This window comes from Streptomyces iranensis, from assembly GCF_017874715.1.
Classification (GTDB): domain Bacteria; phylum Actinomycetota; class Actinomycetes; order Streptomycetales; family Streptomycetaceae; genus Streptomyces; species Streptomyces iranensis.
The window spans coordinates 58,011-74,836 of sequence record NZ_JAGGLR010000015.1 but is presented as its reverse complement, the minus strand read 5'-3'; the positions used below and the strand labels follow the sequence as shown (position 1 = coordinate 74,836).

The following is a 16,826-nucleotide window of genomic DNA, read 5'->3' as shown; positions in this document are numbered from 1 at the left end:
TTCACCACTCGTCCTCAAGCAACTCGATCTCCTCCTGCTCCAGATCCGACAGGGCGAGGTCCGAGGGGGTGTGGCCGCCGGCGCCGGGTCCGGCCGCATGCAGCGCCATCCCGTCCAGGGCGCGCAGCCACACCTCGCCGACCTCCCGTACCTCCGCCTCGGACAGCACATCGGAGGCGTAGGTCCAGGTCACCATGAGCTCCGGGCCACCGGGGCGGTCGATGGTGACGGCGTTCAGCTCCAGTCCGTACGGGGTGCCCGGACCGTCGCCGCCGAGGTCGAGCCCGAGCGCCTCCGGGGCCGGGTGCCAGTCGCCCCCGGGCCCGTCGTGGACCTCGACCCGGCCCAGATAGTTGAAGCCGATCCGCGGCACGGCCGCCCCGGACAGCTCCGCGGCCGTCTCCCGGTCCAGATGGCGCAGCAGACCGTAGCCGATCCCGGTGCCGGGCACCGCGCGCAGCTGTTCCTTGATCCGCTTGACCACGCGCCCGGTGGCCGGGCCGCCCGACCACAGCTCGCCCCACTGCACCTGGCCGGGGTCGAGACGCACCGGGTGAAGGCTGGTGAACCAGCCCACCGTACGGGACAGATCCACGCCCCCGACGCTCTCGTCCCGGCCGTGCCCCTCCACGGCGACCAGCACCGAGGTGGCCGCGGAGCCCAGTCGGCGGCGGCGGTCGGTGACCGCCAGCGCCAGCGCGCTCAGCAGCACGTCGTCCACACCGCAGTGGAACACCGACGGCACCTCGCCGAGCAGCGGCGCGGTCTTCGCGGCCGGCAGCGTCATGGTGACGCGGGCGACCGGTCCGGCCGGTTCGTGCCCGGGGTCCGATGTGGCCCCGCCGAGCCGGGCGTCCGGAGCGGACAGGATGTCCGTCCACAGCGGCAGCTCCGCCCGCCGTTCCGGCCTGCGCACCTCGGCCGCCAGAAGTTCGCTCCAGCGGCGCACCGAGGTGCCCACCGGAGTGAGCTCCGGCTCCCGTCCGGCGGCGACGGCCGACGCGATGTCGGCGAGGTCCCGCAGCAGGATCCGCCAGGACACCCCGTCGACCACCAGGTGGTGGGCGACGAGCAGCAGCCGTCCCGGCCGTCCGGGACCGGCGTCGAACCACACCGCGCGCACCATCTCGCCGTCCCGGGGCGCCAGCTCCGTACGGGCCTCGGCGAGGGCCCGGCCGACCAGCGGGGCGAGATCCCCGGCCGCGGCGTCGGCGATGGCGACCCGGCGGACGCGGTCCGCGCAGGACACCGCTCCGGCCGGTGGCACGCTCAGCCGCCAGCCGCCCTCGCCGTCCTCGGCCAGCCGGGCGCGCAGCACATCGTGCCGGTCGTGCAGCACCTGGAGCGCGAGGGTGAGCGTCGGCAGGTCCAGGCCCGCCGGGGTCCGCACGAGCATCGGCTGGCTGAAGGAGTCGATCGCACCGCCGCGCTCCCGCAGCCAGTGCATGATCGGCGTGGGGGCGAACTCGCCGACGGGGTTGTCCGGTTCGCGGGAGGCCGCGTCGTCGAGCACCTCCGCCACCGCGGCGAGCCCGGCCACCGTCTTGTGCTCGAACACGTCGTTGACGGCGAGGACCAGACCCGCCGCCCGAGCGCGGGCGATGAGCTGCATCGACACGATGCTGTCGCCGCCAAGTTCGAAGAAGCTGTCGTCGATGCCGACCGAGGGCAGCCGGAGCACCTCGGCGAAGACCGCGCACAGCGCCTTCTCGACCGGGGTCCGCGGGGGCCGCGAATCGGCCGCCGCGCCGAAGCTCGGTGCGGGCAGCGCCTTGCGGTCGAGCTTGCCGTTCGGGGTGAGCGGCAGCCGGTCCAGGACCACGAACGCGGACGGGATCATGTACTCCGGCAGCGACTCGCCGAGCCTCTTGCGCAGCACTCCGGAATCCGGCGCCTCGCCGGGGACCTTCGGCACCACATAGGCGACCAGACGCGCGCCGGCGCCCTGGTCGGCGCGGGCGAGCGCCACGGCCTGGCCGACCGCCTCATGGGCGGTCAGCACCGTCTCGATCTCCCCGAGCTCGATCCGGAAGCCGCGCACCTTCACCTGGTGGTCCACCCGGCCCGAGAACTCCAGCCGGCCGTCGGCGGTCCGGCGGACGATGTCGCCGGTGCGGTACATCCGCTCGCCGGGGCCGCCGAACGGGCAGGCCACGAACCGCTCCGCGGTCAGCGCGGGCCGGTTGTGGTAGCCCCGCACGACGCCCGCGCCGGCGATGTAGAGCTCGCCCGGCACCCCGGGGGCGACCGGCCGCAGCCGGTCGTCCAGCACATAGACCCGGGTGTTGGCGATCGGGGTGCCGATCGAGGGCACGCCATGGCCGTCCGTCAGGTCCGCGGCCGTCGACCAGATGGTGGTCTCGGTCGGTCCGTAGAGGTTGGTCAGCCCGGCGGCCGACGAGCGCAGCCGCGTGGCCAGGGCCTCCGGCAGCGCCTCACCGCCGACCAGCACCCGCAGCCCGCGCAACGCCTCCGGCGACGCGGTGACCATGGCCTGCCACAGCGACGGCGTCGCCTGGACGACCCCCGCCCCGGTCTCCTCGGCCATCCGCAGCAGCGCGGCCGGGTCGCGCACGGTGTCCCGGTCGGCGATCACCACGCCCGCGCCGGACAGCAGCGGCAGATAGAGCTCCAGCGCCGCGATGTCGAACGACACCGTGGTGACCGCGAGCAGCCGGTCGGCGGGGCCGAGGCCGAACCGCTCGCCCATGTCGTCCAGGAAGTTGCTCAGCGCGCCGTGCGGGACGACCACGCCCTTCGGGCGGCCGGTCGAACCGGAGGTGTAGATGACATACGCCGGGTGGTCCGGTGAGCACACCGCAGCGGGCGCGGCCGTGGGCGCCGCCGCCAGCTCGGCGACGGTGGCCGGGTCGTCCAGCACCAGCGCCGGTACGCCGCCGCCCACGACACCACCGGCCGCGGCAGCCTCCCCACCGCGGTCCGCCAGGCCCTGCCCACCGCCGTCCCCGCCGTCCCCGCCGTCCCCGCCGTCCACCGCCAGCAGCGGCGCGGTGTCGGAGGTGACCAGCGCCAGCGCGGGGCGGGCGTCCTGGAGGGTGTAGCCGATCCGGTCCCTGGGGTGCTCCGGGTCCAGCGGCAGATAGGCCGCCCCGGTCTTGAGCACGGCCAGCAGGGCGACGAGCAGGTCCGCCGAGCGCGGCATCGCCACGGCCACCAGCCGCTCGGGGCCCGCCCCGCGGGCGGTCAGCAGCGCGGCGAGCCGGTTGGCGCGCGTCTCCAGCTGGGCGTAGGTCAGCTCGACACCGCCGGAGACCACCGCGACGGCCGATGGGGTACGGGCGGCCCGCTCCGCGTACAGCTCGTGGACCCGGCGTGCGGGCAGCGGCCGCGCGGTGTCGTTCCACTCGACCAGCACCCGCTCGCGCTCGGCCGCCGAGAGCACCTCGACCTCGCTGATCCGCAGCCCCGGGTCACCGGTCACCGCCTCCAGCACCTGGATCAGCCGCCGGACCAGCGTCTCCACGCTGTCCGCGTCGAACAGCTCGGTGCTGTACTCGCAGACGCCGGACAGCGCGCCCGGCCGGTCCGGCCGCTCACCGAAGGCGAAGCTCAGATCGACCTTGGCGACGCCCAGGTCGACCAGTTCGGGCCGCAGGGCCAGCCCGCCCAGCGTGGTCTCGGCGGCCGGCATGTTCTGGACCATCAGCATGACCTGGAACAGCGGGTGCCGGGCCAGGGACCGCTCCGGGTCGACCACCTCCACCAGCCGCTCGAACGGCACGTCCTGGTGGGCGTAGGCGTCCAGCGCGGTGCCCCGCACCCGCTCCAGCAGCTGGTCGAACGTCGGGTCGCCCGAGGTGTCGGTGCGCAGCACCAGCGTGTTCAGGAAGACGCCGATCAGATCCTCGAGGGCCTGGTCGGGGCGTCCGGCGATGGGGCTGCCGACCGGGATGTCCTCTCCGGCGCCCAGCTTGGTCAGCAGCAGGGCCAGCGCCGACTGCAGCACCATGAAGGTGCTGACCCCGCGGGCCCGAGCCAGCGCGGTGAGCCGCTCGTGCAGCCCGGGGTCGATCGCGAAGTCCAGGGTGCGGCCGCGATGACCGGACACGGCCGGCCGGGGCCGGTCGGTGGGCAGGGTCAGCTCGTCCGGCAACCCGGCGAGCGCTTGGCGCCAGTACGCCAGCTGACGGGAGGCCAGGCTCTCCGGGTCGTCCTCGTCGCCGAGGTGGTCGCGCTGCCAGAGGGTGTAGTCGGCGTAGGCGACCGGCAGCGGCTCCCAGGCCGGGGCCCGGCCGTCCGCGCGGGCGGCGTAGGCGGCCGACAGGTCGCGCACCAGCGGCGCCGAGGACCAGCCGTCGGTGGCGATGTGATGGATCACCAGGGCCAGGACGTACTCGCTCTCGCCGAGCGCGAACAGGGTGGTGCGCAGCGGCAGCTGGACGGTCAGGTCGAAGCCCCGGGTGACGGTCGCCCGGAGCTGCTCCGGCAACGCCTCCTCGGTCGTCTCCACCACGGTCAGCGGTACCCGCACCGCGTCCGGGTCCCACACCTGCTGCCGGGGTGAGCCGTCAGTCTCGGGGAAGACCGTGCGCAGGCTCTCGTGCCGGCCGATCAGATCGCCCAGCGCCTGCTCCAGGGCCGCCCGGTCCAGCTCCCCGGACAGCCGCAGCACCACCGGCACGTTGTAGGTGGCGCTCGGCCCCTCCATCCGGCCCAGGAACCACAGCCTGCGCTGGGCGAAGGACAGCGGAAGCACCTCGGGCCGCTCGCGGGCGGTCAGCGGCCGCCGGGCGGCCGCCTCCCCGTCCAGGGTCCTCGCCAGCGCCGCCACGGTCGGGGCCTCGAAGAGCGTACGGACCGACAGCTCGACGGCCAGGACCGAACGGATCCGGTTGACGATCCTGGCCGCCAGCAGCGAATGGCCGCCCAGGTCGAAGAAGTTGTCGTCCACGCCGACCGCGGGCACGCGGAGCACATCGGCGAACAGACCGCAGAGGATCTCCTCGCGGGGTGTGCCCGCCGCGCGGCCCGCCGGCGCCGACGTGTACTCCGGGGCGGGCAGCGCCTTGCGGTCGAGCTTGCCGCTGGCGTTCAAGGGCAGGGCCGCCAGCACCACGAACGCGGACGGCAGCATGTAGTCGGGCAGCGACGCGGCGAGCGCGTCGCGCAGCAGGCCCGGTTCCGGTGCCGCACCCGGGTCCTGCGGCACCACGTAGGCGACCAGCCGGCGTTCGCCGCTCCGGTCTTCCCGGGCGACCACCGCGCAGTCGGCCACACCCTGGCAGGCGGAGAGCACGGCGGCGATCTCTCCCGTCTCGATCCGGAAGCCCCGGATCTTCACCTGGTCATCCGCCCGGCCCAGATACTCCAGCAGACCGTCCACGGTCCAGCGCGCCAGATCACCGGTCCGGTACATGCGCGAACCATCGCCCGCGAACGGATCGGCCACGAACCGCGACGCACTCAGCCCCGGCCGCTTCAGATAGCCCTGCGCCACGCCGCCACCGGCCACGTACATCTCCCCCGCCACCCCTGGGGGCACCGGGCGCAGCGCGCCGTCCAGCACATGGATCCGCAGGTCCGGAAGGCCCCTGCCGATGAGCGAGCCCGCGCCCGAGGCCGCCAGCTCCGCGTTCAGCGGCAGCTGGCTGACGTGGACCGTGGTCTCGGTGATGCCGTACATGTTCACCAGCAGCGGCGCACAGGCGGCGCCCTCGCCGTGCCGCTCGTACCAGTCCGGCAACCGTCCCAGATCAAGCGCCTCGCCACCGAACACCACATGGCGCAGCGCCAGCCGGTCGCCCGTCCCCGGATCCTCCCGGTCGGCGTGGACCAGCTGGTAGAACGCCGAGGGCGTCTGGTTGAGGAAGGTCACCCCCTCATCCGCGAGCAGCCGCAGAAAACGCTCCGGCGAACGGGACACGTCGAACGGCACCACCACGAGCCGGCCGCCGTGCAGCAGCGGCCCCCACAGCTCCCACACCGAGAAGTCGAACGCGTACGAGTGGAACAGCGTCCACACATCGTCCGGGCCGAACGCGAACCACTGCCGCGTGTGCTCGAAGAGCCGCACCACATTGCCGTGCGAGACCACCACACCCTTGGGGCGCCCCGTCGAACCCGATGTGTAGATCACATACGCGGGTGCTCCCGGTACGAGCGGCGCGATCCGGTCGGCGTCCGTCAGGTCCGTACCCGGGAGTGCGGCCAGTCGTCCCGCGACCGGCTCATCGCCCAGCACCACCCGCGCCACGCCCTCCGGCAGCTCCACCTCGACCCGGGTGTCCGTCACCACGAGCGCCAGGTCCACGTCCGAGACCGTGTAGGCGATACGGTCCGCCGGATAGGAGGGGTCGATCGGCACATACGCGGCACCCGACTTCACCACCGCCAGCAGCGCCACCACCAGGTCGACCGACCGCGGCAGCACCAGACCCACGAACCGGCCCGGCCCCGCGCCCCGCTCGATCAGCAACCGCGCCAGCGCGTTGGCCCGCTCGTTCAGCTCTCCGTACGTCAGCCCGTCCCCGCCCAGGGAGACCGCCCGCGCACCGGGGCACTCCCGCACCCGCGCCTCGAACAGCTCCGGAAGTGTGGCCACGACCTCACCGGCCGCATCCCCGTTCCACTCCACCAGCACCCGGTGGCGCTCCGCCTCGGAGAGGAGGTCGATCTGCGTGACGCGGACGGCCGGGTTGGCCGCCACCGTCTCCAGGAGGCGTACGAACCGGTCGGCCAGCGCCTGCGCTCCGGCCCGGTCGTACAGGTCGGTGTTGTAGACCAGCGTGCCGGTCATCCCGGCCGGGGAGCCTCCGGCGTCGAAGGTCTCGCCGATGGCGAAGTCGAGGTCGAACTTGGCCGTGCGGTTGTTGGCGGGGTGCAGCCGGGTGTCCAGGCCGGGGAAGCGCAGCGTCAGCTCGGGGATGTTCTCGAACGTCAGCATGGTCTGGAACAGCGGGTGCCGGGAGAGCGACCGGTCCGGGCTCAGGGTCTCCACCAGCAGGTCGAACGGCACCTCCTGGTGGGCGTAGGCGGCCAGGTCCGCTTCCCGGACCCGCTCGACCAGTTGCCGGAAGGTGGGGTCGCCGGACACGTCGTTGCGCAGCACCAGGGTGTTGACGAAGAAGCCGATGCCGTCGACCAGGGACTCGTCGTTGCGGCCCGCGATGGCCGTGCCTACGGGGATGTCCTCGCCCGCGCCCAGCCGGGACAGCAGCGCGGCCAGGCCCGCCTGCACCACCATGAAGAGGCTGGCGCCGCTGGAGCGGGCGATGTCGGTCAGCGCGGTCTGCAGCTCGGGGCTCAGGGACAGCGGCAGACGGTCTCCGTCGTTGCTCAGCACCGCCGGGCGGGGCCGGTCGGTGGGCAGCTCCAGCTGCTCGGGCAGACCGGCGAGGGTCCGCTTCCAGTAGTCCAGCTGACCGCCCAGCAGGCTGTCCGGGTCGTCCTCGGCGCCCAGCAGCTCGGCCTGCCACAGCGTGTAGTCCGCGTACTGCACCGGCAGCGGCCGCCAGGCGGGTGCGGCCCCGGTGCGCCGCGCGGTGTAGGCGGCGACCAGGTCGTCCACCAGCGGGCCGAAGGACCAGCCGTCGGCGACGATGTGGTGCACCACGATCAGGAAGACGTGCTCGGTGGGGCTCAGCACCAGCAGGTCGGCGCGGATCGGCAGTTCGGAGGCGAGGTCGAAGCCGCGCCGCGCCACCTCCGACAGCGCCTCGTCCAGCCGCTCCTCGGCCACTTCGGAGACCCGGACCTCGGCCTGGGCCCGCTCGGCGTCCAGCACGACCTGGGAGGGCACACCGCCGCGGTCGGGGAAGAGGGTGCGCAGGCTCTCGTGCCGGGCGATGACGTCGTGCAGCGCGGTGTGGAGCGCGGCGCGGTCGAGCCGTCCGGTGAAGCGCAGCGAGACACCCAGGTTGTAGGTGCCGTCCGCGTGGGCCAGCTGGTTGATGAACCACAGTCCGCGCTGCGGGTACGCCAGCGGCACCTCCTCGGGGCGCTCCCGGGGCGTCAGCGGGGTGCGGGCCCCGGTGGCCCGGTCGACCAGCCGGGCCAGCTCGGCGACGGTCGGCGCGTCGAACAGGTCGCGCACCGCCACGTCGGCGCCCAGGACGGCCTGGATGCGCAGCACCAGCCGGGTGGCGAGCAGGGAGTGCCCGCCCAGGGAGAAGAAGTTGTCGTCCACCGACACCGAGGCCAGTTCGAGGATCTCGGCGAAGAGTCCGCACAGCACCTGCTCCTGCGGGGTGCGCGGGGACCTGCCCGCTCCCTCGCCGGTGAGCTCCGGCTCCGGCAGCGCCTTGCGGTCGAGCTTGCCGTTGGGGGTGAGCGGAAGGGTGTCCAGGGCCAGCACGGCGGAGGGCACCATGTAGTCGGGCAGCGCCTCGGCGAGGTCCTCGCGCAGCGCGGATGTGTCGAGGCGGTGGCCCGGGGCGGGCACCGCGTAGGCCACCAGCCGCTTGTCGCCTGGGCGGTCCTCGCGCACGACCACGGCGGCGGAGGCGACGCCGGGGCGGCGGGCGACCGCGGCCTCGACCTCGCCCGGCTCGATCCGGAAGCCCCGGATCTTCACCTGGTCGTCGGCGCGGCCGGCGAACTCCAGCGCCCCCTCCCCGGTCCAGCGGGCGAGGTCGCCCACCCGGTACATCCGGCCGCCCGCCGGACCGTACGGGTCGGCGACGAACCGCTCCGCGCTGAGCGCGGGCGCCCGCCAGTAGCCGCGCGCCAGACCCTCGCCGGCGATGTACAGCTCGCCGACCACGCCCGGCGGCACCCGGCGCAACTGGCCGTCCAGGACATGGGCCCGCGTGTTGTCCAGCGGGGCACCGATCGGTACGACGTCGGGCACCCGGTCGGCGGAGGTCACCCGGTGGAAGGTGGCGAAGGAGGTGGTCTCGGTCGGGCCGTAGGTGTCCTTGAACACCATGCCGGGGAACCGCTCGAGCAGGGCACGCACCGCCGTACCGGGCACGACGTCGCCACCGGCCAGCAGCTCCCGCACACCGGCCAGACAGTCCAGGTCGTTCTCGGCCACGACGCGGAAGAGCCCGGCGGTCAGGTGCAGTCCGGTGATGCCGTGCTCGGCGATCATCCGGCGCAGGGTGCGGACGTCCATGTCCTGCGGCGGGGCGATGACGACGGTGCCGCCGGTGAGCAGCGGCACCCACAGCTCGTAGTTGGCGGCGTCGAAGGCGTGCGGCGCGTGCAGCAGCACCCGGCGGTGGGCGTCGGCCTCGAAGCAGCCGTCCAGGGCGAACGCCAGCAGATCGCGGTGGGTGACCGCGACGCCCTTGGGGCGGCCGGTCGAGCCGGAGGTGAACATCACATACGCGAGCCGCTCGGGGTGGACGGCCACGTCGGGGGCGGCGTCGGCCAGGGGCTCCGCCGCGGGGGCCTCGTCGTCCACCACGACGGTGGTGGCCCGGTGGGTGAACTCCGGCTCCGGCTGGGCCCGGTCGAGGAGCAGCACCGACGGTTCGGTCCGCTCCATCACCTGCTCCCAGCGGGCCTGCGGGGCGCGCGAGTCCAGCGGCACGTACGCGGCACCGGCCTTGAGCACGGCGAGCAGGGAGACGACGAGCTCCACCGAGCGCTGCTGGAGCACGGCCACCCGCGCCTCCGGACCGGCGCCCGCGGCGAGCAGCCGGTGCGCGAGCCGGTTGGCGCGCGTCTCCAGCTCCCGGTAGCTGATCTCCGTGCCGTCCGCGGCGATGAGCGCGGTCGCGTCCGGGGCGGCGGCCACCCGTTCGGCGAACCGGGCGGGTACGGAGCCGGTGAGCGCGGGCACCTCGCGGACCGGTCCGGCCCACTCCACGGCCAGCCTGCGGGTCTCCTCGGGTGCCAGGACGTCGATCTCGGCGATGCTCGTCGCGGGCCGCGCGACGGCCGACTCCAGCACCTTCAGGAACCGCGCCACCATCCGGCGCACGGTCCCGGCGTCGTACAGATCCGTGGCGTACAGCACCTGGCCGCCGATCCCGGCGGGCGCGCCCGCCTCGTCCCGGCGCTCCTGGAAGTCGAATTGCAAGTCGAACTTGGCGATGGTGAGGTCGCCCGGGGCCACCGAGGCGGTCAGACCGGGCAGTTCCAGCGAGCGGTCCGGGTGGTCCTGCATGCTCAGCAGGATCTGGAACAGCGGGTGCCGGGACCGCGAGCGGTCCGGGTTGAGCACCTCGACCAGCCGCTCGAACGGCACGTCCTGCTGCGCGTAGGCCGCCAGGTCGGCCCGGCGGACCCGGTCGACCAGCTCGGTGAACGACGGCCGCCCGGACGTGTCGGTGCGCAGCACCAGCGTGTTGACGAAGAACCCGACCAGGTCGTCCAGGGCCTCGTCGGTCCGTCCGGCGATCGGGCTGCCGACCGGGATGTCGTCGCCCGCGCCGAGCTTGGACAGCAGTACGGCCAGTGCCGCCTGCAGCACCATGAACACGCTGGCGCCGCCGGCGTGGGCGACGGCGAGCAGCTCACGGTGGAGCTCGGGGCCGATCTCGCAGTCCAGTACGGCGCCGCGGTGGCTGGCCACGGCGGGCCGGGGCCGGTCGGTGGGCAGGGCCAGTTCCTCGGGGAGACCGGCCAGCGCGGTCTTCCAGTACGCCAGCTGACGGGCCAGCGGACTGGTCTCGTCGGAGTCCTCGCCCAGCAGCGACCGCTGCCAGAGGGTGTAGTCGGCGTAAGCGACCGGCAGCGGCTCCCAGCCGGGGGCCCGGCCGTCGCAGCGGGCGGTGTAGGCGGCCGACAGATCGCGCACCAGCGGCGCCAGGGACCAGCCGTCCCCGGCGATGTGGTGGACCACGACGGACAGCGCATGCTCACCGCCGCCGAGGTGGAACAGCTCGGCGCGCAGCGGCAGTTCGGTGGCGAGCCGGAAGCTGTGGCCCGCGGCGGCCGCCAGGGCGGCAGGCAGGTCCGCGGCGGCGACCTCGGACGCGTACGGCAGCGGCGGCAGCTCCTCGGCGGGCACCACGTGCTGCCGGGGCTCGCCCGCGGTGTCGGGGAAGACGGTGCGCAGGCTCTCATGCCGCAGCAGGACGTCGCGCAGCGCCGCCCGCAGCGCCGGGACGTGCAGATCGCCGGACATCCGCAGCACGAAGGGGATGTTGTACGTGGGGTTGGGGCCGTCGAGCCGGTCGAGGAACCACAGCCGGGCCTGGGCGAACGACAGCGGCATGGGCTCCGGCCGGTCCACCGGGACCAGCGCGGGCCGCGCCGCCCTCGCGGTGTCCAGCAGTTCGGCGAGCATGGCCACGGTGGGCCGGTCGAACACCTCGTGCACGGCGAGTTCCACGCCGAGCACGGAGCGGGCCCGGCCGGCGAGCCGGGTGGCGGCCAGCGAATGGCCGCCGAGCGCGAAGAAGTTGTCGTCCACGCCGACCCCGGGCACGCCGAGCGCCTCGGCGAACAGCCCGGCGAGCACCTGCTCGCCCGGGGTGCGGGCGTCCCGTCCGGCCGCCCCGCCGGTCACCTCCGGCTCGGGCAGCGCCCGTGTGTCGAGCTTGCCGCTGGGGGTCAGGGGCAGTGCGGGCAGGGTGACGAACGCGGCGGGCAGCATGTAGTCGGGCAGCGACTCGCCGAGCTTCTTGCGCAGCAGTCCGGGATCCAGCGCCTCGCCGGGGGCCTGCGGCACCACATAGGCCACCAGCCGCCGCTCACCGCCCCGGTCGTCCCGGGCGACCACCGCGCAGTCGGCGACGCCCTGGCAGGCCGACAGCGCGGCCGCGATCTCGCCGGTCTCGATCCGGAAGCCACGGATCTTCACCTGGTCGTCGGCGCGGCCCAGGTACTCCAGCAGCCCGTCGGCGTTCCAGCGGGCCAGGTCGCCGGTGCGGTACATCCGGCTGCCGTCGCCCGCGAACGGGTCGGCCACGAACCGGTTGGCGCTCAGGCCGGGCCGCTTCAGATAGCCCTGCGCGACACCGGCGCCCGCCACGTACATCTCCCCGGCCACGCCCGGGGGCGCCGGGCGCAGCGCGCCGTCCAGCACCCGCACCCGCAGATCGGGGATGGACCGGCCGATCAGCGAACCGGCGCCGGAGGCGGCGAGTTCGGGGTCCAGGGCCAGATGGCTGACGTGCACCGTGGTCTCGGTGATGCCGTACATGTTGACCAGCAGCGGTGCGCAGGCGGCGCCCTCGCCGTGCCGTTCGTACCAGTCGGCCAGCCGCCCCAGGTCCAGCGCCTCACCGCCGAAGACCACATGGCGCAGCGCCAGCCGGTCGCCGGTCGCCGGGTCCTCCCGGTCGGCGTTGACGAGCTGGTAGAAGGCCGACGGGGTCTGGTTGAGGAAGGTCACCCGCTCGTCCGCCAGCAGCCGCAGGAAGCGCTCCGGCGACCGCGACACCTCGAACGGGACGACGACGAGCCGCCCGCCGTGCAGCAGCGGCCCCCACAGCTCCCACACCGAGAAGTCGAAGGCGTAGGAGTGGAACAGGGTCCACACCTCGTCGGCCCCGAAGGGGAACCACCGGCGGGTGGCGGTGAACAGCCGGACCACGTTGTGGTGGGAGACCACGACGCCCTTGGGGCGCCCGGTGGAACCGGAGGTGTAGATGACGTACGCGGGGGCCACCGGCAGCAGGGGCGAGGGCCGGTCGGCGTCGGTCAGATCGGTGCCGGGCAGGGCGGCGAGCCTCTCCCGCACCCCCTCCTCGCCCAGCACCACCCGCTCCACGCCCGCCGGGAGCGCCACCTCGACCCGGGCGTCCGTCACCAGCAGGGCCAGGTCCACATCGGAGATGGTGTACGCGATGCGGTCCGCCGGGTACGCGGGGTCGATGGGCACATAGGCGGCGCCCGACTTCACCACCGCCAGCAGCGCCACCACCAGGTCGATCGAGCGGGGCAGCACCAGACCCACGAACCGGCCGGGACCGGCGCCCCGCGCGACCAGCAGCCGGGCCAGCGCGTTGGCCCGCGCGTTCAGCTCGGCGTAGGTCAGCGTGTCCGCGCCGAGGGACACCGCCCGCGCGTCGGGGCACTCCCGCACCCGCGCCTCGAACAGCTCGGTGAGGGTGGTGGCGGTGGCGGCCCGGACCGTGCCACCGTCCGTCGCCGCGGGAAGCGCGGCTTCCGCGGGAAGCGCGGCGGTCGCGGCCGGGTCACCGGCGAAGTCCGTCAGCACCTGCCGGCGCTCGGCCTCGGTGGCGATGTCCAGCAGTCCGAGCGGCCGGTCCGGCGCGCCGGCGCCCAGGGCGCGCAGCAGCCCGGTCAGGCGCTCGCCGTGGCGCTCCACCTCGGCGGCGGAGTACAGCTCGGGGCTGGCGTTGAGCTCCACCCGCAGCCCGCCGTCGCCCGCCCGGTTGTCGACGACGACGGTCAGATCGTCGTCGTGACCGATGGTCAGGTTGTGCACCACGCCCGGGTGGCCGCCGAAGTCCAGGTCGTAGTCGAACATGATGATGTTGACGCGCGGGCCGACCAGACGGCTGCCGTCGGCCAGCGTGCCGGCGTCGCGGCGCAGCTCCTCGTAGCGGTAGCGCTGGTGACGCAGCGCGCCGCGCATCCGCCGGGAGACCTGGCCCAGCAGCTCGGCGACGGTGTCCCCGGGCCGGACGGACAGCCGCAGCGGCACGAGGTTGGACACCATGCCGGGCACGCTCGCGGCGTCGCCGCCGGGCCGGGCCGCGACCGGGAGGGCGAGGACGACATCGGTGCGGCCGGTGATCCGGTGCAGATACAGCGCCTGGGCGGCGACGGCCACCGTCGGCCAGGCGGTGCCCGCCTCGCGGGCCAGCGACCGGATCGACTCGACGGCGGTCGGCTCCAGCGTGGAGACCACCCGCAGCAGCGGGCCGTCCGGATAGCGGGTGGGCTGTGTGGTGAGGCCCTGGACCTCGGGGCGGTCGGCCAACTGCTCGGCCCAGTACCGCCGGTCGCGGACTATCTCCTCGGACCCGCCGTACGCGGCGTCGGCCTCGATGAGCTCCCGCAGACCGCCGTGGCCGGACTCCGGGCACGGCTCCCCCGCCACGGCGGCCGAGTACACGGCGGCGACCCGGCGCGCGATCATGCCCACGCTCTGGCCGTCCAGCACGATGTGGTGATGGCGCTGGTACCAGACGTGCCGGTCCTCGGCGAGCCGGAACAGCGCGAAGGTGAACAGCGGTCCGGCGAAGAGGTCCACCGGGCGCTTCTGGTCGGCCGAGGCCCATGCGCGCACGGCGGCCTCCGGATCGTCCTGTCCGGACACGTCCACGAGGTGGAACGGCCAGTCGAGTCCGGGCGCCACCACCTGGTACGGCCCGTCGGCGTCCGCGCCGAAGGACACCCGCAGGGCCTCGGTCTCATCCACCACCCGCCGCAGGGCGGCCTCGAACAGCCCGGGGTCGACGGGGCCCTGGATGTCCACCCGCTCCGCCAGGCCGAAGAGCGGATTGGCGGGATCGCCCTGGACGGCGTACCAGATTCCGCGCTGGCCGTCGGTCAAGCGGAATCGAACACCCTGCGGGACAGACATGCACTCACTCCACACTCGATGGGAGAAAGGAGACAGTCGGCTGAACAGCCTTCACTCATCGCAGCCTGTCCGACGCCCGTGAGGTGCGACAACGACAGTGCAAAGAATTGAGTACGTGATCCGGGAGGCGTAGCGGGGCTTCCGATTTGAACTATTCAAGGCGATGTAGGCGGCATCCCTCGCCACGGGCACCATGTGAGCCATGAACCTCACAGGGCAGAATGCCGAGCGCCACGAGCAGGCCCCGGCGGCGATGACCGCCGAGATCACCCACACCGCGTCGCTCGAGACGTTGCTCGCGGCCCCTTGTCCGGACTTCCCCGTTCTGCCCGGGGTGTGCGTCCTGGAGTATCTGCGGGCGAGCGCCGAGGCCTACCCGCCCGCCCCGGGCCTGCGCTGGCGCGCGGTGGACCGGGTGCGGTTCCTGGGCGCGGTGTTCCCCGGTGAGGAACTGACGGTCCGGCTGACCTGGCAGCGGTCGGGCGAGGACGAATGGACCGGGCTGGCCACCGCGAACACCGTGCGCGGTACAGCGGCCTCCGCCCGGCTGCGCTACGTCGGAGAGGCCGACCGGTGATCGAACTGGACGGGGTGCGCCAACTGCTTCCGCGCCGCCGCCCCATGCTGCTCGTGGACCGGGTGCTGGAAGTCGTCCCGGGTGAGCGGATCGTCGCGGCCAAGGCCGTCACCTGCAACGAGCCGTGGTACGCGCGGCTCCCCGAAGGCACCCCCGCCGAACGGCTCGGCTATCCGTCGGCCCTGGTGATCGAGTCGTGGGGCCAGGCCGCCGGGATCCTGTCGCGGCTGAGCGGTGAGCTGCCCGAGGGCATGATGCTGCTCGCCGGGATGAGCGATGTCCTGGTGCACCGCACGGTCCTGCCCGGAGTGCTGCTGGAGCACCGGGCGAGGATCGTCAGATCCCTCGGCGACCATCTGATCTTCGAGGGGGAGAGTGTGGTGGACGGGGACACGATGGTGTCCATCGGGCGGATGGTGATGGCGTTCCGCCCCGAGAGCGCGCTGCTCCCGCCGGACGGGGACGGGCGCTGAGCCGACGGGCACCGAACCACTGACACCGGGCCGCCTGGTGCTCCCGCGGGGGGAGCACCAGGCGGCCCGGTGCTGGATCGGCGCTCAGGAGTCGGCGGTGGCCAGCCCCGCCTCGTCCGGGCGGAACCGGACCGGCAGGGTCGACATCCCGGTCATCAGATTGGAGTGGATCCGGCGCGGCTCACCGGTGAGCTCGACGCCGTCCGTGAACGTCCGCATCGCGTCCAGCATCTCCTTCACCTCGACCCGCGCCAGATAGGCGCCGAGGCAGAAGTGCGGACCGTAGCCGAAGGTGATGTGCTTGTTCGGCGAACGGCCCAGGTCCAGGACGTACGGGTCGTCGAAGACCGCATCGTCGCGGTTGGCCGAGGTGTTCCACAGCGTCACCACGTCGCCCGCCTTGATGGTTCCCCCGGCCATCTCGATGTCGACCAGCGCGGTGCGGCCGAAGTTCATCGCGGGGGTGGCCCAGCGCAGCGCCTCCTCGGTGGCCGACTCCAGCGTCACCGAACCCTCCTTGAGCCGCTTCCACTGCTCCGGCTCACGGCTGAGGGTGTAGAGGGAGTCGATCATCGTGAGCCGGCTGGTCTCGTCGCCGCCCAGGATGAGGCTGTAGCAGTTGAAGACGATGTCCTGATCGGTCAGCGGCACACCGTTGATGTCACTGGCGGTGAGCGTGCTGATCACGTCGTCCTGCGGATCGGCGCGCCGCTCGGCGACCAGGTCGCTGAAGTACAGCAGGATCTCGTTGCGCGCCAGGAACGCCTCCTCCGGGGCCTGGTCCGCCTCGTCCGAGCTGAGCGAGGACTTGGTCAGACCCAGCAGATAGGTGTGGTCCTTCACCGGCACTCCGAGCAGGCCGCCCACGGTGGTCAGCGGGATCACCTGGGCCACCTCGGCCGCGAAGTCCCCCTCCCCCCGCCGGACCGCGTCGGCGATCATCCGGCGCGCGTTGACCCGGACCAGCGCCGCGACCTTGGACAGGGCTCGCGGCGAGAACGCCTTGAGCATCACATTGCGCAGGTCCTTGTGGCGCTGGCCGTCGGTCACCGCCAGCATCTGGCCGGCGGCCGAGTCGCCGCCCGCCAGCAGCGTCACCAGGACGTTGCCCTTCTCCGAGGTGAGCCGCTGGTTGTCCCGGTAGAGCGCCATCACGTCGGCGTAGCGGCTGACCACCCAGAAGCCGGGAGTGCCGTCGACCGGCGGATGCCAGTACAGCGGGTGGTCGGCGCGCAGCCGGCGCCAGTACGCGTCCATGTCGTGCTCGAGGTAGGCCTTGGGGTCGACCAGGTTGACCGCCGAGATCTCCTCCGGTATCTCTTCGCGGCTCATCGCTGTCTGCACGCTCATCTCTCCACCAATC

The 16,826-nt window shown here is 73.4% G+C and carries 4 protein-coding genes; 2 read left to right on the top strand and 2 right to left on the bottom strand.

Going from position 1 to position 16,826, the window contains the following annotated elements:
* Position 1: 1 nt before the first annotated feature.
* The gene (locus J2Z30_RS26595) at positions 2-14,413 is read right to left on the bottom strand and encodes a non-ribosomal peptide synthetase (RefSeq protein ID WP_044573547.1); all 14,412 of its coding nucleotides are present in this window, start codon (positions 14,411-14,413) and stop codon (positions 2-4) included.
* 202 nt (positions 14,414-14,615) lie between these two features.
* Between J2Z30_RS26595 and J2Z30_RS26590 the strand changes: the two genes are divergently transcribed.
* Positions 14,616-14,990, top strand: coding sequence for an ApeI family dehydratase (locus J2Z30_RS26590; RefSeq protein ID WP_044573545.1), 375 nt, complete (start codon positions 14,616-14,618; stop codon positions 14,988-14,990).
* Positions 14,987-15,463, top strand: coding sequence for a 3-hydroxyacyl-ACP dehydratase FabZ family protein (locus J2Z30_RS26585; RefSeq protein WP_308280075.1), 477 nt, complete (start codon positions 14,987-14,989; stop codon positions 15,461-15,463). The genes J2Z30_RS26590 and J2Z30_RS26585 overlap by 4 nt, the downstream gene beginning before the upstream one ends.
* Positions 15,464-15,547: 84 nt before the next feature.
* On the opposite strand, the gene J2Z30_RS26580 is transcribed toward J2Z30_RS26585, so the two are convergent.
* Entirely contained in the window at positions 15,548-16,813 is a 1,266-nt protein-coding gene (locus J2Z30_RS26580; protein ID WP_044573543.1) for a cytochrome P450, read from the bottom strand.
* Between the last annotated feature and the right edge of the window lie 13 nt (positions 16,814-16,826).